21 protein-coding genes are annotated in these 19,247 nt (G+C 28.9%); 20 read left to right on the forward strand and 1 reads right to left on the reverse strand.

From position 1 onward, the window contains the following. Position 1: 1 nt before the first annotated feature. The 18 genes from E5347_RS03775 (at position 2) to E5347_RS03860 (ending at position 16,179) form a co-directional block, all read left to right on the forward strand. Positions 2-1,198: an acetate kinase gene (locus tag E5347_RS03775; RefSeq protein WP_136004812.1), complete on the forward strand. Its 1,197-nt coding sequence runs from the start codon at positions 2-4 to the stop codon at positions 1,196-1,198. A gap of 196 nt (positions 1,199-1,394) precedes the next feature. Continuing rightward, positions 1,395-1,904, forward strand: a complete 510-nt coding sequence (locus tag E5347_RS03780) for a YceD family protein (protein WP_136004816.1) — start codon at positions 1,395-1,397, stop codon at positions 1,902-1,904. Between the two features lie 2 nt (positions 1,905-1,906). Then, a complete protein-coding gene (gene rpmF, locus E5347_RS03785; RefSeq protein ID WP_136004818.1) occupies positions 1,907-2,092 on the forward strand; it encodes a 50S ribosomal protein L32 in 186 nt (61 codons plus the stop codon). A 54-nt stretch (positions 2,093-2,146) separates the two neighbouring features. Then, positions 2,147-3,148, forward strand: coding sequence for a phosphate acyltransferase PlsX (gene plsX / locus E5347_RS03790; RefSeq protein ID WP_136004820.1), 1,002 nt, complete (start codon positions 2,147-2,149; stop codon positions 3,146-3,148). Between the two features lie 76 nt (positions 3,149-3,224). Then, positions 3,225-3,455: an acyl carrier protein gene (acpP, locus tag E5347_RS03795; protein ID WP_136004822.1), complete on the forward strand. Its 231-nt coding sequence runs from the start codon at positions 3,225-3,227 to the stop codon at positions 3,453-3,455. Positions 3,456-3,585: 130 nt separating this feature from the next. Continuing rightward, on the forward strand, positions 3,586-4,287 hold the full coding sequence (gene rnc, locus E5347_RS03800) for a ribonuclease III (RefSeq protein ID WP_136004824.1): 702 nt from the start codon (positions 3,586-3,588) through the stop codon (positions 4,285-4,287). Next, positions 4,277-5,311, forward strand: coding sequence for an elongator complex protein 3 (locus E5347_RS03805; RefSeq protein WP_136004826.1), 1,035 nt, complete (start codon positions 4,277-4,279; stop codon positions 5,309-5,311). The genes rnc and E5347_RS03805 overlap by 11 nt, the downstream gene beginning before the upstream one ends. Before the next feature lie 187 nt (positions 5,312-5,498). Further along, positions 5,499-9,062 (forward strand): chromosome segregation protein SMC, encoded by a 3,564-nt coding sequence (smc, locus tag E5347_RS03810; protein ID WP_136004828.1) that lies wholly within the window; start codon positions 5,499-5,501, stop codon positions 9,060-9,062. A gap of 16 nt (positions 9,063-9,078) precedes the next feature. Further along, positions 9,079-9,993, forward strand: a complete 915-nt coding sequence (gene ftsY / locus E5347_RS03815; RefSeq protein ID WP_168354921.1) for a signal recognition particle-docking protein FtsY — start codon at positions 9,079-9,081, stop codon at positions 9,991-9,993. A 262-nt stretch (positions 9,994-10,255) separates the two neighbouring features. Beyond that, positions 10,256-10,585 (forward strand): putative DNA-binding protein, encoded by a 330-nt coding sequence (locus E5347_RS03820; RefSeq protein ID WP_136004833.1) that lies wholly within the window; start codon positions 10,256-10,258, stop codon positions 10,583-10,585. Between the two features lie 19 nt (positions 10,586-10,604). After that, a complete protein-coding gene (gene ffh, locus E5347_RS03825; protein WP_136004836.1) occupies positions 10,605-11,957 on the forward strand; it encodes a signal recognition particle protein in 1,353 nt (450 codons plus the stop codon). Between the two features lie 34 nt (positions 11,958-11,991). Continuing rightward, entirely contained in the window at positions 11,992-12,237 is a 246-nt protein-coding gene (gene rpsP, locus E5347_RS03830; RefSeq protein WP_136004839.1) for a 30S ribosomal protein S16, read from the forward strand. Positions 12,238-12,283: 46 nt separating this feature from the next. Then, the gene (locus tag E5347_RS03835; RefSeq protein WP_136004842.1) at positions 12,284-12,523 is read left to right on the forward strand and encodes a KH domain-containing protein; all 240 of its coding nucleotides are present in this window, start codon (positions 12,284-12,286) and stop codon (positions 12,521-12,523) included. 179 nt (positions 12,524-12,702) lie between these two features. Further along, positions 12,703-13,200 carry a ribosome maturation factor RimM gene (gene rimM, locus E5347_RS03840; RefSeq protein ID WP_136004844.1) on the forward strand — a complete coding sequence of 166 codons (498 nt, stop codon included), beginning with the start codon at positions 12,703-12,705 and terminating at the stop codon, positions 13,198-13,200. Further along, positions 13,190-13,903, forward strand: a complete 714-nt coding sequence (trmD, locus tag E5347_RS03845) for a tRNA (guanosine(37)-N1)-methyltransferase TrmD (protein WP_136004846.1) — start codon at positions 13,190-13,192, stop codon at positions 13,901-13,903. The genes rimM and trmD overlap by 11 nt, the downstream gene beginning before the upstream one ends. A gap of 113 nt (positions 13,904-14,016) precedes the next feature. Continuing rightward, on the forward strand, positions 14,017-14,367 hold the full coding sequence (rplS, locus tag E5347_RS03850) for a 50S ribosomal protein L19 (RefSeq protein ID WP_136004848.1): 351 nt from the start codon (positions 14,017-14,019) through the stop codon (positions 14,365-14,367). Between the two features lie 119 nt (positions 14,368-14,486). Further along, positions 14,487-15,365: a ribosome biogenesis GTPase YlqF gene (ylqF, locus tag E5347_RS03855; protein WP_136004850.1), complete on the forward strand. Its 879-nt coding sequence runs from the start codon at positions 14,487-14,489 to the stop codon at positions 15,363-15,365. A 1-nt stretch (position 15,366) separates the two neighbouring features. Beyond that, on the forward strand, positions 15,367-16,179 hold the full coding sequence (locus E5347_RS03860) for a ribonuclease HII (RefSeq protein ID WP_136005847.1): 813 nt from the start codon (positions 15,367-15,369) through the stop codon (positions 16,177-16,179). Between the two features lie 6 nt (positions 16,180-16,185). Here the strand turns inward: E5347_RS03860 and E5347_RS03865 are convergent, their stop codons facing one another. Next, positions 16,186-16,557: a YraN family protein gene (locus tag E5347_RS03865; RefSeq protein WP_136004852.1), complete on the reverse strand. Its 372-nt coding sequence runs from the start codon at positions 16,555-16,557 to the stop codon at positions 16,186-16,188. Positions 16,558-16,672: 115 nt separating this feature from the next. Here E5347_RS03865 and E5347_RS03870 point away from each other — a divergent pair, with 115 nt between their 5' ends. Both E5347_RS03870 and dprA read left to right on the forward strand, forming a co-directional pair. Continuing rightward, the gene (locus E5347_RS03870; RefSeq protein ID WP_136004854.1) at positions 16,673-18,196 is read left to right on the forward strand and encodes a YifB family Mg chelatase-like AAA ATPase; all 1,524 of its coding nucleotides are present in this window, start codon (positions 16,673-16,675) and stop codon (positions 18,194-18,196) included. Next, positions 18,193-19,233, forward strand: a complete 1,041-nt coding sequence (dprA, locus tag E5347_RS03875; RefSeq protein WP_136004856.1) for a DNA-processing protein DprA — start codon at positions 18,193-18,195, stop codon at positions 19,231-19,233. The genes E5347_RS03870 and dprA overlap by 4 nt, the downstream gene beginning before the upstream one ends. Positions 19,234-19,247 lie beyond the last annotated feature (14 nt).

A 19,247-nucleotide genomic window follows, 5' to 3' on the forward strand; every position in this document is an offset into this window, starting at 1 on the left:
AATGAAAGTATTAGTAATTAATTGCGGTAGTTCATCGCTAAAATACCAATTAATTGATATGTCTACAGAGGAGTCATTAGCTCAAGGACTAGTTGAAAGAATAGGAATTGAGGGCTCTGTATTAACACAAAAGGTAGAAGGAAGAGAAAAGTATATTGTTAAGCAACCAATGAAGGATCATAAGATTGCTATAAAGCTTGTTTTAGATGCCTTAGTAGATAAAGAAAATGGTGTAATTTCTTCAATGGATGAAATTAATGCCGTAGGACACAGAGTAGTACACGGTGGAGAAAAATATAACTCTTCAGTAATTATAACTGATGAAGTGAAGAAGTATATAGAAGAATGCTTTAAGTTAGCGCCGCTACATAACCCTGCAAATATGATTGGGATATTAGCTTGTGAAGAATTAATGCCTAATACTAAGATGGTAGCTGTATTTGATACTGCATTCCATGGAACAATGCCAGAAGAAGCATATCTTTATGCACTTCCATACGACTTATATAAGAAGCATGGAATAAGAAAATATGGATTCCACGGAACATCTCATAAATATGTATCACAAAAAGTTGCTGAAGTTATGGGAAAAGATATCAAAGATTTAAAAATTATTACTTGCCACTTAGGTAATGGTGCAAGTTTAGCAGCAATTAAGAATGGTGTATCTATAGATACTTCTATGGGCTTTACACCACTTGAAGGAGTTGCGATGGGTACAAGATCAGGAGCTATTGACCCTGCAATTGTTACTTTCTTAATGAAAGAAGAAAATCTAACTATAGAAGAAGTGAATGATTTACTTAATAAACAGTCTGGAGTTCTTGGAATATCAGGAATAAGCTCTGACTTTAGAGATATTGAAGATGCCGCTTTCAAAGAAGGTGTTCATAGAGCAAAATTAGCTTTATCAATTTTTGAATATAAGGTAAGAGCTACAATTGGATCATATGCTGCTATTATGGGTGGAGTAGATGCAATTGTATTTACAGCTGGTGTAGGAGAAAATGGACCTGAAACTAGAGAATCTATACTTAAGGGATTAGAATTCCTTGGAGTTGAAGTAGATACAGAGAAAAACAATGTTAGAGGTAAAGTTAGAGAAATCTCTAAAGATGGATGTAAGGTTAAAGCTTTTGTGATACCAACTAATGAAGAATTAGTTATTGCAAGAGACACTTTAGAATTAACTAAGTAATTAATTATAAAGTGCATAATTAAAAGGGCAGTTTTTCGTTAAAATGCTTGACTTTTAATCATGCACTTTATATAATAAATTGTGTTTATTCGGCAAATATTTATCTAAGGAGTGAAATAAAGCTTGGCTCGAGCTATGTACTTTTGTACATAATGTATCTTGTAAGATGCGAAGATAATATCTAGAGCAATTACATATGATTATACAACTTTCAGATTTTAACTCATCTAGAAACAGAAAAAAAGAAATAAATGTAACATATGACTTAAAACCACTCTATTTTGATGGAGAAAAAATAGAAGCTGTAGAAGCTTTAACTGTAGTTGGAAATATAACCTCTATTGGAGATGTTTTAACTCTAAGAGCTTCAATAAAAACAAAGTTAGATTTAAAATGTTCAAGATGCCTAGAGGCCTTTATCTATCCAATAGATATTGAAATAGAAGAAAGGTTTACAAATAATAATGAACTTCAAAATGATGAAGAAATTATTTTTGTAGATGGTAATATCTTAGATATTACTGAAATTGTTGAAAATGTTATTATTTCAACCTTACCTATTAAGAGACTTTGCACAGACAACTGCAGAGGGCTTTGCTACCAATGTGGTAAAAATCTTAACGAAGGTTCTTGTAATTGTAATACAAATGATGTAGACTTAAGACTGGCAAAGTTACAAGAGTTGTTTGGAAATAAGGAGGTGTAGTAATGGGAAATCCAGCGAGAAAAACATATAGAGCAAAGAGAGATTCAAGAAGAGCTCAAACTTTTAAAGCGAGCTTACCTGGAATAGTTGAATGTCCACAATGTCATGAAATGAAATTAGCTCACAGAGTTTGTAAAAATTGTGGCTTCTATAAAGGTAAAGAAGTTGTTGCTTCAGTAGAAGAATAAAGAAAGTCAAATGACTTTCTTTTCTTTATATATAGGAAAAAGAGGTGAAAATTTATGAAAATAGCTATAGATGGTATGGGCGGAGATAATGCTCCTAAAGCTGTAATAGAAGGAGTAATTAAAGCCCTAGAAGAATACAAAGGAATAGAGTATTATATTACCGGTCCAAAGGAACAAATAGAAGAAGAACTAAAGAATTATAATTATGATAAAACTTTAGTTAATATAATTGATGCTAGGGAAATAATTTCACCAAATGAACACCCTGTAATGGCTTTAAAGAAGAAAAAAGATTCTAGTATTTATAAGGCTTTAAAGCTTGTTAAAGATAAAGAATGTGATGCTGTAATATCTGGAGGAAGTACTGGAGCCTTTTTAGCAGGCTGTACACTTGTAGTAGGGAGAATAAAGGGAATAGAAAGACCAGCCCTTGCACCAATAATGCCAGGCAAAAATGGTAGCTTTATGATAGTTGATGCTGGTGCTAATGTTGACTCTAAACCTAATTATTTAGTTCAATTTGCGAAGATGGGAAAAGTTTATTATCAAGGTGTTATAGGTAAAGAAAATCCATCAGTAGGTCTTGTAAATATAGGTGCTGAAGAGGAAAAGGGAAATGAACTAACAAAGGCTACTTATAAGCTTTTAAAAGAAGAAAACAATTTAAATTTTGTTGGGAATGTAGAACCAAGAGATACATCAAAAGGGGACGTAAATGTTTTAGTCTGTGATGGGTTTGTTGGAAATACATTGCTTAAGATGTATGAAGGTGTAGCATCTACTCTTTTAAGTATGATAAAAGACGAAATTTTATCAGGTAGCATAATAAGTAAATTAGGAGCAGGGTTATTAAGTCCTGTATTTAAATCTTTAAAAGTTAAGTTTGATTATAAGGAATATGGTGGAGCTCCGTTTTTAGGTGTAGATGGTATATGTATTAAGGCCCATGGAAGCTCTGATGGAAAAGCCTTTAAGAATGCTATTAGACAAACGAAAATATTTTACGACAATGGTGTATTAGAAAAAATTAAAGCAGAACTTAAAAATAATATATAATTATATCATTCAGTATATTGACTATAGAAATAATATATACTATTATCTAAATGAAGTTATTTAGGAGGTGATGCAGATGTTTGATAAGGTTAAGGAAATTATAGCTGAAAAATTAAGTGTTAATGAAGACGATATAACAATGGATTCTTCTTTTGTAGATGATTTAAATGCAGATTCATTAGATTTAGTTGAACTAATGATGGCTTTAGAGGATGAATTAGATACTGAAATCCCTGATGAAGAAGCTGAGAATTTTAAAGTAGTTGGAGATGTAGTTAAGTATTTAAAAAATCACGTAGAAGAATAATTTAATCCCGCAATAATGCGGGATTTTATATTTAAAATTTCAAATATAGTTTATTCTTGAATTTGTTCGCTTTAGTAGAAGTTATAATATAAAAAGCAAATTGAAGAATGAACTTCGAGGAGATGGAAATATGGCGAAGTTTAATATTAAAGAAATAGAAGAGTATATTGGTTTAACTTTTAATGAAGAAAAGCTGCTAAAAACAGCATTAACCCATAGTTCTTATGCAAATCAACATAGGGATGAAGAATATAATGAAAGATTTGAATTTCTAGGAGATTCAATACTGCAACTATGTATTACAGAATATTTATTTTTAAATTATAAAAATAAAAGTGAAGGGGAACTTACTAAGATAAGAAGTTTGATAGTATGTGAAAATTCACTATATGAAATTGGTAAAAAGCTTAACTTAGGATACTTTATTAGAATAAGTAAAGGTGAAGAACTTACTGGTGGTAGAGAAAGAGTTTCTATTATAGCAGATGCTGTAGAAGCTTTACTTGCAGCAATATATTTAGATAAGGGATTGGAGTTTGCAAAGGATTATATTCTTGGACACTTTAAAGAAATAATAGACAAGGCAATAAATAATGATATTATTTTAGACTATAAGACAAAACTTCAAGAAGAAATGCAAAAATCAGGTGAAGTATCAATAGTTTATGAATTATTAAAGTATGAAGGACCTCCACATAGAAGAAAGTTCTTTACATCTGTAATAATTGAGGATAAAGAACTTGGATGTGGTGAAGGATATAGTAAAAAGGAATCAGAACAAAATGCAGCAAGATCAGCACTTAAAGCTTTGGAGGGATTAAATGAGCAATAAGCATTATATTATTCCAATATTTATTTCTCATATAGGATGTCCCCATCAATGTGTATTTTGCAATCAAGATAAGATTGCAAAAGAAGTTGAAGAGGAGGTTAAGGCAGAGGATGTAAGAAATACTATAGATGAATACTTAAAGACAATAGAGAGTAAAAATTCAACAGTAGAGGTATCATTTTTTGGAGGTACCTTTACAGCAATAGATGTTAATAAGCAAAAAGAATTACTTGCAGTTGCTAAGGAATATAAAGAAAAGGAGTTAATACATAAAATAAGAATGTCTACAAGACCAGATGCTATTAACAGATATATTTTAGATTACTTAAAGGACTTTACTGTAGATATTATAGAGCTTGGAGTTCAATCTTTAGATGATGAAGTATTAAGATTATCAGGAAGAGGGCACTCAGCAGAAGATGTAAGGGTTGCTTCTAAGTTAATTAAAGAATATGGAATTACTTTAGGTCATCAAATTATGCCAGGGCTTCCTGGAGATGATTTTAATAAGGATATAGAAACTGCTAAAAAGTCTATTGAAATGAAGCCGGATATATGTAGGATATATCCTTCATTAGTAATTAAAGAAACTCCAATGGCTAAAATGCATAAAAGAGGAGAATATATACCTTATACATTAGAAGAAGCTGTAGAAGTATCTAAGGAGATATATAAGCTATATAATAATGCTTCTGTAAATATAATAAGGGTTGGGCTTCAACCAACAGAAAATATAACCTTAGGTAAAGATGTAATAGATGGACCTTTCCATCCAGCTTTTAGAGAGTTAGTTGAAGGAAGCTTGCTATGTGATAATATAAAAAAATCTATAGCAGATAACAAAGATATAATAATAGAAATTAATCCAAAGGATATAAGTAAGCTTTATGCTAATAAGAAATATTATTATAGAAAACTAATAGATGGACATAATGGGAAAATAATTGTAAGGCAAATGGAAAAGCAAAAAAGAGGTAAAGTTAAGGTTATAGTTACTGAGAAAATAATAGATGTTAAGTTATAAGGTAGGCTAGATTTTGTCTACCTTATATTGATATTTTACCTTTAATGCTATAAACTAAAATAAGACAGGAGTGGTAATTGTGAAGAAGAAAACAAGGCAAAAAATGATATATATTATTACTATAGCTTTAGCTATTATGTTTTCACTTAGTTTATTAGTATCATTTATATAGATAAGGAGAAAGTCTATGTTTTTAAAGTCCCTAGAAATTAGAGGGTTTAAGTCTTTTGCAGATAAGACCCAGTTAAAGTTTAAAAAAGGAGTTACTGCTGTAGTTGGGCCAAATGGTAGTGGTAAAAGTAATATATCTGACTCTGTAAGATGGGTTCTTGGAGAACAAAGTGTTAAAACTCTAAGAGGAGGAAAGATGGAAGATGTAATTTTTGCTGGTACACAATTTAGAAAACAAGTAGGACTAGCTCAAGTTTCACTTACATTAGATAACTCAGATAATTCTTTAGATACAGACTACTCAGAAGTAACTATAACTAGAAGAATATTTAGATCAGGAGAAACTGAGTATTTAATAAACAACCAAAAATGCAGATTAAAAGATATTCATAGTCTTTTCATGGATACTGGTATAGGTAAAGAAGGATATTCTCTTATTGGGCAAGGTAAGATAGAAGCTATATTAAGTGGTAAGCCTGAAGAAAGAAGAGCTTTACTAGAAGAAGCAGCAGGAATAGTTAAATTTAAGACTAGAAAAGAAGAAGCTGAGAAAAAACTTAATAATACAGAATCTAACTTAGTAAGAATAAGAGACATAATTTCTACTTATGAAGAGAGAATAGAGCCCTTAAGAGAAGAAAGAGAAAAGGCATTATTATATAATGATTATGCATCAGAACTTAAAGTAAAAGAAGTATCTTTATTAGTTAATAATATTAAAAATATTGATAATGATATAGAAGAAGTAAATAAAGCTATAAGCGCAAAAAAATCTGATATAGAAGTTAATAGGAAAAAACTAAGTAGTGAGAGACAGGTCTTAATAGATATAGAAAAAGAAATAGAGGCCTTAGAAAGTAAAAATAAAGAAGAAAAAACAGAATACTATAGTAAAAAGGAAGAAGTAAATAAAGGCTTAAAAGATATAGAAATCTTTAAAGAAAGAATAAAGAATTATGAAGAAATAATAGAGAAGGATTTATTACAAGTAAAAATATTAGAAAAAGAAGTAATTAAATCAAGGGAAGAAAAATTAATTATTGAAAAAGATCTTGAAGAGAAGATAAAGAAACAAATAGAAGAAGAAAATTCAATTAAATCTTTAGAAGAAAAGAGTAGCAGTTTAAATTCAGAAATACAATCTTTAGAAAAAGAAATCCAAAGAATAAAGGAAGAAGAATTTGAAATTTTAAGAAAGACTTCTGAAATTAATAACAATATTTCTTTAATGAATAAAGAAATTAGCAGTAAAGAAGAATTAAGTGTTAATGGTGAAAGTAGCCTTAAAGCAATAGAAGGAAATATAAGCATTAACTTAGCTACAATCTTAAGTATTAATGAAAACATTAAAGCTTTAAAGAGAGAAAAAGAAAATTTAGAAGAAGAAATAGTAAATAGAAGAAGAAATATTGGTGTTTTAAATTCTAAGGTAAATAAGAAGGAATCATTAATAAGAGAGTATTCTAAGAGAATAAATAATTTAGAAGGTAAGCTGGGTACTTTAAAGGATTTAGAAAAAAGTTATGAAGGTTATCAGCTATCAATAAAAAGGTTAATGGAAAGAATAGATTCTGGAAGTTTACCTTATGGAAAAGGTACTAAGGTCTTAGGAGAAATATTTACAGTAGATAGAAATTTAGAGACAGCTATAGAAGTTGCTTTAGGTGGAGCAATATCTAATGTTATTACTGAAAATGAAAAGAATGCAAAGCTTTTAATAGAGTATTTAAAGAAGAACTCTTTAGGTAGGGCAACCTTCTTACCTCTTAATATAATTAAGGGAAATAGACTTAATATTACTAAAGATATATTAAGTATAGATGGGTATTTAGGAATTGCATCTGATTTAATAAGCTATGATAGTATATATAAAAATATTATGGATTATAGCTTAGGAAAAACAATAATAGCAAAAGATATGGATGCAGCTTTAAATATTTCAAAAGCTTGTGGTTATAAGTTTAGGATAGTAACTCTTCATGGGGAAGTTATTAGTCCGGGTGGAGCTTTAACTGGAGGTAGTATATATAAGAAAAATAGCTCAAGTATCTTAAGTAGAAAAAGAGAACTGCATGAACTTGAAGATTCATTAAAAGAAAATAAAGAAAAGTATTCTTTAGAAGTTAATGAACTTAATAAAATTAGAGAAGAAGTTAAGTTAATTGATGAAGATATATTAAATAAAAGTGATGAAGTTCATGAAAAAGTTATTGATATTACAAGGTTAGATGGTGAAGTGAAAGCACTTGAAAGTGAGAGCCTAAAACTTAAAAATTCCCTTGAGGTTTCTAAAAGAGAACTTTCTTTAAATAAGGAAACCTTAAATAGATTAATGTTAGATGTTAAGAGTAAAGAAGAAGCTCTTTCTAATTTAAAAATAGAAAATGAAAATAATAAAGAAAAGGTTATGATTATGCAAAATAACCTTTTAGAAAAGAAAAATTCATATAATGATTCTAAGGATGAAAGTATAAAGATTAAAATTAGTAAGGCAAAATTAGATGAAATAGTTTATGGAAGACAAGTAGATATTAAGAGAAAAGAAAAAGAAGAAAAAGAAAAAGAAGAAAAAATTTCTTCTCTTAAAAATGACAATAAAGAAAAGCATAATAACATAAACTACTTAAAAGACGAAATTGAAAAGAATATTGAGGTTATAAACAATATAAACTCTAGATTGAAAGATCTTGAAGAGATATTTAAATATGATGAAGCTAAGAGAATAACATTAAAAGATAAGTTAAAAATAAAAGATGTAGAAGCTAATAATTTAATAGAGGAAATAAGAAGTTTAGAAAATGAGTTAAATAAAAAAGAAATTTCCTATGCTAAATTAGAGGGTGAAAGAGAAGGTTATTATTTTAGATTAAATGATGAATTAAACTTAACCTTAGCAGAAGCTATGGAAATTGCAATAGAGGTATTTAATATTGCTAAGATTAAGGATGATATATTTAAATTAAAAGCTAAGATTTCAGCTTTAGGAACAGTGAATTTAGCTGCGATAGCAGAGTATGAGGAAGTAGTTGAAAAGTATAATTTTATGTCTACTCAAGAAGAGGACTTAAATAAAGCAAAAGAAGAGCTTTTAAAAGTAATTAATGAAATGACAGTTAATATGCAAGAACTATTTAAAGAAAACTTTAAAATTTTAAATGAAAACTTTGGAGAAACATTTAAGGATTTATTTAAAGGTGGAACAGCTGAATTAATATTAGGAGAAGGAGATGAACTTACTGCAAACATTGAAATAAATGTTCAGCCACCAGGAAAAAAACTTCAAAATATTAATTTGATGTCTGGGGGAGAAAAAGTTCTTTCTGCTATTGCATTATTATTTGCAATTTTAAAAATGAAACCTACTCCTTTCTGTATCTTAGATGAAATAGAGGCCGCTTTAGATGATGCCAATGTTTATAGATACGCTGAATTCCTAAAAGAATTCTCAGAAAATATACAGTTTATTGTTATTACTCACAGAAAAGGAACTATGGAAGCTAGTGATGTTATGTATGGTGTCACTATGGAAGAAAAAGGTATATCCAAGGTAGTTTCTGTAGATTTAAGTAAAAGTAATTAGGAGGCTTATTATGGCTATATTTGGGAAAATATTTGATAATTTAAAATCTGGTTTATCAAAGACAAAGGATGCATTAACAGATAAAATAAATGAAACTTTAAAGCTTGCAATAACTATAGATGAAGATCTATATGAAGAACTTGAAGAAATATTAGTTATGTCTGATATAGGTATGGATACTACTTTAGAAATAATAGATAGACTAAAGGCTAAAATTAGAAAAGAAAAAATTAATGATCCAAGTCTAGTATATCCTGCTTTAAAAGAAGTAATAAGAGATATGTTACTTGAAGGGGCTGAAGAAGTAGTAGAAGAAGAGAATGGCAAAAAAGTATTATTAGTTATAGGTGTAAATGGTGTTGGTAAAACTACTTCAATAGGAAAGCTTGCTGCTAAAAATAAAGCAGAAGGAAAGAGAGTTTTACTAGCAGCAGCAGATACATTTAGGGCAGCTGCAATAGATCAGCTTGAAGTATGGAGTCAAAGAGCTGGTGTGGATTTAATTAAGCATAGTGAAGGGTCAGATCCTGCTGCAGTAGTTTTTGATGCTGTAAATGCTGCTAAATCAAGAAATACAGATTTATTAATTTGTGATACTGCAGGAAGACTTCATAATAAGAAAAATCTTATGGATGAATTATCTAAGATTGGAAGAATAATAGATAGAGAATTTAATGGAGTAGCAAAGGAAACATTATTAGTTTTAGATGCAACTACAGGCCAAAATGCTGTAATTCAAGCAAAGCAATTTATGGAGGCATGTCCTATAGATGGAATTATATTAACTAAGCTAGATGGTACAGCTAAAGGTGGAGTAGTTATATCTATAAAGAATTCTTTAAATATTCCTGTAAGATACATAGGAGTAGGGGAAGGGATAGAAGACCTTCAGGAATTTGATGCAGAAAGCTTTGCAGAAGCACTATTCTAGGATGAAAAAATGAAAGAATGAAGAAATGAAAAAATAAGAAATTAAGAATGGAAAATGAAAAATGAAAAATTAATGATGAAATTTAGCCATTAGCTAAATTTCTGAATAAAAGTAAAGTTTTTTAAATAAGCTTTAGCTTATTTATTTCATCAATTCTTCATTCTTAATTCTTCATTTTAAATTTTTTATAGGGTGTTAAGTAAAAGTACTTGACAGCAAGAATTTGTTTTGTTAAAATCTCTTTTGTGGGTAAGGTGATGAAATGGAAGATAGGGTTGAGATTTCATTATTAATGGATTTATACGGGCCATTATTAACGGAAAAACAGTATAGAATTATGGAGCTTTATTATAATGAGGATTTATCCTTAGCTGAAATTGCTGAATTGAATAACACAAGTCGTCAAGCTATCCATGATTTAATTAAGAGATGTTATAAACAATTTCTATCCTATGAAGAGAAGCTTAGCTTGCTTAAGAAAAGTTTTGAGCAAGAAAAAACAATAAATAATCTTCTAAAAGAATTTGAAGAAAAATATTCAATAACTAAAGAAGATTATAATAGATACAAAAATATATTGGAAGAGTTATAGAATCATAGGAGGGTTTAATATGGCTTTTGAAGGTTTATCCGACAAATTGCAGGAAGCTTTTAAAAAACTTAGAGGTAAAGGAAAGCTTACTGAAAAAGATATTAAAGAAGCTATGAGGGAAGTAAAGTTAGCTTTATTAGAAGCAGATGTTAACTTTAAAGTTGTTAAACAGTTTATTTCAAAAGTAAGCGAAAAATGTGTTGGAAATGATGTGTTAGAAAGTCTAACTCCAGCGCAACAAGTTATTAAAATAGTTAACGATGAACTTACTGAACTTATGGGTGGTAGTGAAAGTAAATTAAACTTTAACTCTGTAGGTCCAACAGTTATAATGATGGTTGGTCTGCAAGGGGCTGGTAAAACTACCATGAGTGGAAAGCTTGCACTACAGCTTAGAAAGCAAAATAAAAAGCCTTTACTTGTAGCCTGCGATATATATAGACCAGCAGCTATAAAGCAATTAGAGGTAGTTGGAAAGCAAATTGATATTCCAGTTTTCCAAATGGGTGATAAAGTTAATCCAGTTGATATAGCAAAAGCTGGGATAGCTCACGCAAGAGAAAATGGAAATAATGTAATAATTATAGATACAGCTGGTAGACTTCATATTGATGAAAGTCTTATGGATGAATTAAAATCCATAAAAGCTGAAGTAAAACCTCAAGAAATCTTACTTGTTGTAGACTCTATGACAGGTCAAGATGCAGTAAATGTAGCTGAAAGCTTTAATAGCACATTAGATGTATCTGGTGTGATATTAACTAAGCTAGATGGAGACACTAGGGGTGGAGCTGCTTTATCAATTAGACATATTACTGAAAAACCTATTAAATATATTGGTGTAGGTGAAAAAATGAGTGATTTTGAAGTATTCTATCCTGATAGAATGGCTTCAAGAATATTAGGGATGGGAGATGTTCTATCTTTAATAGAAAAAGCTCAGCAAGCCTTTGATGATAAAGAAGCTCAAGAATTAAGTGCAAAAATGCTAGAAAATGATTTTACTTATGAAGATTATTTGACAGCGATGGAACAAATGAAAAAATTAGGATCATTAAGTAAGATTATGGAGATGATACCTGGAATTCCAAAGGAAATGAAGGATTTCGATTTTGATGCTGGTGAAAAACAGTTATCAAGAGTTAAGTCAATAATCTTTTCAATGACACCTAAAGAAAGAAGAAATCCAAAGCTTATTGCAGGTTCTTCTTCAAGAAAAAAGAGAATAGCAAAAGGCTCAGGAACATCACTACAAGAAGTTAATAAACTCATTAAGGGATTTGATGTAATGAGAAAACAAATGAAACAAATGAAATCTCTACAAAAGAAATCTAAAAAAGGATTCTTTGGTAAAATGCCATTTATGAGTTAATATATTATTATTTTTTAAAGGAGGTGAAAAAGACATGGCAGTAAAAATCAGATTAAGAAGAATGGGTGCTAAGAAAGCTCCTTTCTATAGAATAGTTGTTGCTGATTCAAGAGCACCAAGAGATGGAAGATTCATCGAAGAAATTGGATACTACAATCCTTTAACTGAACCAGCTGAAATCAAAATCAACGAAGAAAAAGCTACTAAATGGGTTCAAAATGGAGCTAAACCTACAGATGTAGTTAAGAGACTATTTACTCAAGCAGGATTAAATAAGTAATTTTTAGGAGGTGAACTCTGTAATTATTATATAATTACAGGTGTTTATGAAGGAATTAATTGAAAACATAGCTAAATCCTTAGTGGATAATCCAAATGAAGTTTGTGTAACTGAAATACATGGAGAGCAATCAATTATTCTGGAACTAAAGGTTGCTCCTGCAGATATGGGAAAAGTAATTGGTAAACAAGGTAGAATAGCGAAAGCTATTAGAACCGTTGTTAAAGCAGCAGCAATTAAAGAAGATAAAAAAGTAGTAGTTGAAATTATTGATAAAAAGAGTTAGGATATTCCTAACTCTTTTTAAACATAATTTAATAAAAAATTGTAATACTTCTAATATATCTATATAATATATAAGTTGAAAATTATATATTGAAACATAGATTTATGGAAATATTAGAAATATTATTATAGGAAACAAATTATAAAAATTAAGAAACTTAAAATTTTATGAGGTGCAAAATGAAGGATATACTAAGAGTTGGTAAAATAGTTAATACTCATGGATTAAAGGGAGAAGTTAAGGTAATTCCTCTAACAGATGATCCAAAAAGATATAACGATTTAGAATTCGTTCTTATAGATGGAGTAGAAAGAAAAATACAAGGCGTTAAATATCAAAAAGATAGAGTTATAGTTAAGGTTGAAGGAATTAATTCTATTGAGGAAGCTGAAAAATATAAAAATAAGTATATGGAAATTCCAAGAGAATATGCAGTTCCTTTAGAAGAAGATAGTTATTATATTGCTGATATAATAGGATGTACTGTTTATGATACAAATGGAAAAGATTTAGGAAAGATTTTTGATGTTATACAAACTAAAAATAATGATGTATATTGGATTAAAAAACCTAAGGAGCTTTTAATACCTGTACTATTAGAAATAGTTACAGATATCGATGTAGAAAATAAAAAAATTACAATTAAGCCTGTGGGAGAATGGCAAGATGAAGATTAATATTCTTACTTTATTCCCAGAAATGTTTGATATATTTAATCATAGTATTATAGGTAAAGCTCAGGAAAAAGATTTAGTAAAAATACAAGCTATAAATATAAGAGATTTTACTAAAAATAAACATAAAAAAGTAGATGATTATCCTTATGGTGGTGGTGCTGGAATGGTTATGGCACCACAGCCTTTAGTAGATGCTATAAGAAGTGTTAAAGAAGAAAATAAGGGGAAAGTAATATTTTTAGGACCAAGAGGTAAAACTTTTAATCAAGATTTAGCTTTTAAACTTTCTAAAGAAGAGGAGCTTATATTTGTATGTGGTCACTATGAAGGAATAGATGAAAGAGTTTATAAGTACATAGATGAAGAGGTATCCTTAGGTGATTTTATATTAACTGGAGGAGAGATGGCAGCAATACCAGTTATAGATTCTATACTAAGACTTAAAAGTGGAGTTTTAGGAAAAGATGAAAGTTTTGAAGATGAATCTTTTTCAGAGGGGCTTCTTGAATATCCCCAATATACAAGACCTGAGGAGTTTGAAGGTGATAAGGTTCCAGAAATACTACTTTCAGGACATCATGAAAATATAAGAAAGTGGAGAAGGTTTAAATCTCTAAATATTACTAAAGAAAAAAGGCCAGATTTATATAGTAAAATTACATTAAGTAAAGAAGATAAAAAAATATTAGAAAAATACAAATAAATCTTGAACAATAAAAATAATTATGTTAAAATAACCTTTGTGTTAGTACGGGCGGTCCTCTGTCAAGGTTTTGTTATGAACGTCTAATAAATAATCAAGGAGGGACTTACACAATGAACGAATTAATAAAAGCTATTGAAGCTGAACAATTAAGAAATGATCTACCTAAATTTAACGTTGGAGACACTGTTAAAGTATATGTTAAGATCAAAGAAGGAACTAGAGAAAGAGTTCAAATGTTCGAAGGAACAGTTATTAAGAAGCAAAACGGTGGATTAAGAGAAACTTTCACTGTAAGAAGAGTTGCTTACGGAACTGGAGTAGAAAGAACTTTCCCAATTAACTCCCCAATTATCGATAAGATGGAAGTTACTAGAAAAGGTAAAGTTAGAAGAGCTAAATTATTCTACTTAAGAGATAGAGTAGGTAAGGCTGCTAAAGTTAAAGAATTAAACGTTAGATAATTCTAATGATTAAGTAAGGGACTTTTATAAGTCCCTTTTTCTTTGTTTAAAATAAAAAAGATTTATATATATTAATTTTGATATAATAATAATAAAAGACTTAAAGGAGGAAATAGAAAATGGGTAAAATAAATTGGTTTCCTGGTCATATGAAAAAAACTCAAAGAGAAATAAAGGAAAACTTAAAACTTGTTGATGCTGTTATTGAAATAAGAGATGCAAGAATAGCAAGAAGCTCAGCAAATCCAGATATAGATAAGCTTTGTGAGGGAAAACCTAGAATAATACTTTTAAATAAAAGTGATTTATCTGAAAATAAAGTTACAAAAATGTGGATGAATCATTTATCTTCAGAAAATGTTAAAGTATTAGAGGTTAACTGTTTAACTGGAAAAGGATTAAATCAAATTAAGCCTACTTTAGAATTACTATTAAAAGAAAAACATGATAGATTAAAAGCTAAAGGTTTAGTTAAAATACAAATGAGAGTTATGGTAGTAGGAATCCCTAATGTAGGTAAATCTACATTTATAAATAAGATGGCTAAAAATAATATAGCTAAAACAGGGGATAGACCAGGAGTTACCAAGAGTAAACAATGGATTAAAACTAAAATGGATATAGAAATGCTAGATACACCTGGAGTATTATGGCCAAAGTTTGAAGATGATACAACAGCTCTTAACCTAGCATTTACTGGAGCTATTAAAGATGAAATAATGGATATAGAAGAGCTTTCATTTAACTTAGTAAAAAGACTACAAACTCGTTATAAAGATAATCTTATTGAAAGATATAAAATTCAAGAAGTTAATGAAGATCCACTTGAAACATTAAATAGCATTGCTAGAAAAAGAGGATGCTTAGTTAAGGGTGGAGAAATAGATTATAATCGAATAGCAGTAATACTATTAGATGAATTTAGAGGCGGTAAGATGGGTAATATTTCATTAGAATATCCAAATGAAGATATTTCAAATGAAGAAGTTGAGGGTTAGTATGGAACTATTAAATATGAATATTGAAGAATTAAGCTATAAAGATATTAAAGCTTTTGTTGATTCAATAAACATTAATGAAGAAAGAAATAATGCTGAGCTAGTTTATTTAATTGATAAATTAGCCTTAGATACAAGAAAAAATGTTAAAGCTTTAAGTGTAAGACTTAATAAGGAAAAAGAAAAAATAAAAAAAGAATATAATAGAGTTAGGAATATGTATAGTTTTGATAAGGGCTTTGGAGATTATAAATATGTAGCAGGTGTTGATGAAGTAGGGAGAGGCCCTCTTGCCGGCCCTATTGTAGCTTGTGCTGTAATTTTAGATTTAAATGTAATAGATGACGAATTAATTCTTTGGTTAAATGATTCAAAAAAGCTTTCAGAAAAGAAAAGAGAAGAATTAGCTAAAGAAATTAAAGAAAAGGCATTAGCTTATTATATATCAGAAAAATCTAATAAGGAAATAGATAATGAAGGTATTGCTTACTGTAATAATAGTATATTTTTAGAAGCATGTACTTCTATGAAAATTAAGCCTGACTTAGTATTATCAGATGGGTATTTAGTAAAAGGTATAAATATAGAAAATAAATCAGTTATTAAAGGTGATTCAAAATCTGCTTCAATAGCTGCAGCTTCTATATTAGCTAAAGTTTATAGAGATAATTTAATGAAGGAATATTCAAAGGAATATCCTTACTACTATTTTGAAGAAAATGCTGGCTACGGAACTTCAAAACATATTGAAGGATTAAAAGAATACGGACCTTCTAATATACATAGAATGTCATTTTTAAAAAATATTTTGTAGATATTTTTAATAACCTCTAAAGGCATCTATAATATGATTTATTGAATATAAGTCATGATTTATATTAAAATAAATTTCTATAACATCAAATCTACAATTTAAATTATATAATTTATTTTTCATAATATATAACTTACATAATTTTAATATTTGTTTTTGTTTAAAGTAGGTTACAGCTTCTTGTGGACTTCCATATAGAGAGCTGAACCTACTTTTTACTTCTATAAAAATCAATAAATCTTTGAATTTGCATATTAAATCAATTTCCCCATATTTATTTCTAAAATTTCTAGAGATAATCTTATATCCCTTATCTTCTAAGTAGGTTAATGCTAATTCTTCACCGTAATTTCCAATATCTTTATTAAAACTATTCATTTTATCACCCTAAATTTAAGTTTATTTATAATATTGACTAAAGATAATATAAAAAATCAAATTTATGGTTAATTATTAAAATTTGTTGGCAATAATCCATATAGAGGTGATGAATATGTCAATAGAGATAATAAGCGCTACTCATAATGGGCTAGATGGAATGCTTGTAAATGTAGAGGTGGATATTAACAAAGGAATGCCTAGCTTTAGTATAGTTGGATTACCAGATGCATCAGTAAAAGAATCTAAGGAAAGAGTAAGATCGGCTATAGTAAATAGTGGATTTGAATTTCCTTTAGGTAGAATAACCATTAATTTAGCTCCGGCTGATATAAGAAAAATAGGTTCATTACTAGATTTGCCCATTGCAATTGGGATACTAATGAAATCAAATCAAATATCAAATAAGGATTTAAAAGACTTTATAATTTTTGGAGAATTATCCCTAGCTGGAGACTTAAAAGAAATAAAGGGTATATTACCTATTATATTTGAAGGAAAAGACAATGAGAAAAATAATTTTATTTTTCCTGTAAATAATCTAAAAGAAATTAGAGCTTTTAATATAGGTAACTTTTATCCTTTTAGGAACCTAGTAGAAGTAATTTCTTTTATTAACAATGAAGACTTATTACCATATGATTTTAATGAAGAGGAAAGTAAAAACATTGACTTTTATTTAGATTATGGAGATATAATTGGGCAAAAAACTGCAAAAAGAGCCATGGAAATATCAGCTGCAGGAAATCATAACGTATTGTTGTTTGGTTCGCCAGGGGCAGGCAAAACTATGCTAGCAAAGGCCATGCCTTCCATTATGCCACCCCTTAATTATAATGAAGAAATAGAAATAGCTAAAATTTATAGTGCTTCTGGATTATTTAAAGGTGAAGAAAGAATAATAAGACCCTTTAGGAGCCCTCACCATACTATAACTAGAACGGCCTTGCTAGGTGGAGGGCGAGAAGTTAAAGCAGGAGAAATTACTTTAGCTCATAATGGGGTGCTTTTTTTAGATGAAATACTAGAGTTTAAAAGAGAAGTAATAGAGGTGTTAAGAGAACCTCTTGAAGAAAAAGTAATAAATATAAATAGATTAAGTGGAAGTTACACACTTCCTTCAAGGTTTTTACTTATAGCAGCTTGTAATCCTTGTCCTTGTGGTAACTATTTAGATGGCGGATATGAAAATAAATGTAGCTGTAGTGAATATGAAAGAAAGAAGTATATTAATAGATTATCTAGAGCTTTTTTAGATAGAATAGATTTATTAAATTATGTTCCAAAACTAAGCTATGAAGATATAAATAAGAAAAAAGATAGTTTAAGCTCAAAGATAATTAAAGAAAATGTTTTAAGAGCTAGAGAAACTCAAATCAATAGATATAAAGATACAGTATATAATTATAATTCTGAAGTAAAGGGAAAAGATATAGATAAACTTTTTAAAGTTTCTTCTTCGGCTAAAGATATACTTGGTATGTTTTATGTAAGATATGATTTAACTAAAAGAGGATACGATAAGATACTAAAAGTATCTAGAACTATTGCTGATTTAGATAATTCTATAGAAATAAAGGATCATCATATATTTGAGGCTTTAGGTTATAGAAAGAATATTGAAGGAGAAATAATATGAGTAATAAAGATGTGTTATGGTTTATACTATTAAAGATTTCTAATGATAAAAAAATAAAACTTCTTGAATATTATAAAAATGAAAAGAACATAAGATTAAATAAAAATAATATAAAGGACTTAATTGGCAAAAACGATGAAGTCACTGAAGTTATTATAGAGAAGTTAGGCTGTTACTTAATTAATAATGGAATAGGTTATATTACTATAAATCATAAGGATTATCCTAAAAATTTATTGGATATAAACGATCCTCCTTATTGTCTATTTTATAAAGGAAATATAAAATTATTAAAGGAAAATTTAGTTGCTGTAATAGGAGCTAGAAAATGTAGTAGTTATGGCGCTGAAGTAGCTAAAAGAATATCAAAAGAAATAAGCAGAAATAATATAACAGTAGTAAGCGGCTTAGCAGCTGGAATTGATTCAATTGCCCAGAAGAATGCAATAGATTATAAAGGGAAGACTATAGGGGTTTTAGGCTGTGGTATAGATGTTATTTATCCTAAATCTAATAAAAATTTATATTTAGAGATAATAAATAAGGGTGGATTAATAATTTCGGAGTATTTACCTAAGACACCACCTTTGGCTTTTAATTTCCCAAGGAGAAATAGAATTATAAGTGGAGTTAGTGAAAAATTAATAGTAGTAGAAGCTAGTGATAAAAGTGGGAGTCTTATTACTGTAGGCTTTGCTCTTGAATCTGGTAAAGATATAATGGCCATACCTGGGCCTGTTATTAATGGTAATAGCTCTGGGTGTAATAAATTAATAAGAGATGGTGCAAAACCTTTTACAGAAATAGAGGATTTATACGACTTCTTAAATATAGATATAAAAATAAAAGAAAAATTAGCAAAAAATAGTTACAAAGAGCTCTTAATAAGGGAAATAAATAGTGAACCAAAGCATTTAGATGATATTATAAAATCTGTAAATGTTGACAGAAGGGTACTATTTGAGTTATTATTTGAAATGCAAAATAGAAATGAGATTATTTGCCTGCCGGGCAATTATTATGCTAAATCAATATAAAAATTAAAGGGGGT

This window comes from Clostridium sartagoforme (assembly GCF_004794105.1).
Lineage (GTDB): Bacteria > Bacillota > Clostridia > Clostridiales > Clostridiaceae > Clostridium > Clostridium sartagoforme_B.

Coding starts and splice junctions, on each gene's coding strand:
- E5347_RS03820 (WP_136004833.1), top strand. CDS start 10,256: ATGGAAGATAGGGTTGAGATTTCATTATTAATGGATTTATACGGGCCA.
- E5347_RS03865 (WP_136004852.1), bottom strand. CDS start 16,557: ATGAATAGTTTTAATAAAGATATTGGAAATTACGGTGAAGAATTAGCA.
- E5347_RS03860 (WP_136005847.1), top strand. CDS start 15,367: ATGGAACTATTAAATATGAATATTGAAGAATTAAGCTATAAAGATATT.
- E5347_RS03835 (WP_136004842.1), top strand. CDS start 12,284: ATGAAGGAATTAATTGAAAACATAGCTAAATCCTTAGTGGATAATCCA.
- E5347_RS03775 (WP_136004812.1), top strand. CDS start 2: ATGAAAGTATTAGTAATTAATTGCGGTAGTTCATCGCTAAAATACCAA.
- ffh (WP_136004836.1), top strand. CDS start 10,605: ATGGCTTTTGAAGGTTTATCCGACAAATTGCAGGAAGCTTTTAAAAAA.
- rnc (WP_136004824.1), top strand. CDS start 3,586: ATGGCGAAGTTTAATATTAAAGAAATAGAAGAGTATATTGGTTTAACT.
- rplS (WP_136004848.1), top strand. CDS start 14,017: ATGAACGAATTAATAAAAGCTATTGAAGCTGAACAATTAAGAAATGAT.
- E5347_RS03780 (WP_136004816.1), top strand. CDS start 1,395: ATGATTATACAACTTTCAGATTTTAACTCATCTAGAAACAGAAAAAAA.
- E5347_RS03870 (WP_136004854.1), top strand. CDS start 16,673: ATGTCAATAGAGATAATAAGCGCTACTCATAATGGGCTAGATGGAATG.
- rimM (WP_136004844.1), top strand. CDS start 12,703: ATGAAGGATATACTAAGAGTTGGTAAAATAGTTAATACTCATGGATTA.
- rpsP (WP_136004839.1), top strand. CDS start 11,992: ATGGCAGTAAAAATCAGATTAAGAAGAATGGGTGCTAAGAAAGCTCCT.
- dprA (WP_136004856.1), top strand. CDS start 18,193: ATGAGTAATAAAGATGTGTTATGGTTTATACTATTAAAGATTTCTAAT.
- smc (WP_136004828.1), top strand. CDS start 5,499: ATGTTTTTAAAGTCCCTAGAAATTAGAGGGTTTAAGTCTTTTGCAGAT.
- trmD (WP_136004846.1), top strand. CDS start 13,190: ATGAAGATTAATATTCTTACTTTATTCCCAGAAATGTTTGATATATTT.
- plsX (WP_136004820.1), top strand. CDS start 2,147: ATGAAAATAGCTATAGATGGTATGGGCGGAGATAATGCTCCTAAAGCT.
- ylqF (WP_136004850.1), top strand. CDS start 14,487: ATGGGTAAAATAAATTGGTTTCCTGGTCATATGAAAAAAACTCAAAGA.
- rpmF (WP_136004818.1), top strand. CDS start 1,907: ATGGGAAATCCAGCGAGAAAAACATATAGAGCAAAGAGAGATTCAAGA.
- E5347_RS03805 (WP_136004826.1), top strand. CDS start 4,277: ATGAGCAATAAGCATTATATTATTCCAATATTTATTTCTCATATAGGA.
- acpP (WP_136004822.1), top strand. CDS start 3,225: ATGTTTGATAAGGTTAAGGAAATTATAGCTGAAAAATTAAGTGTTAAT.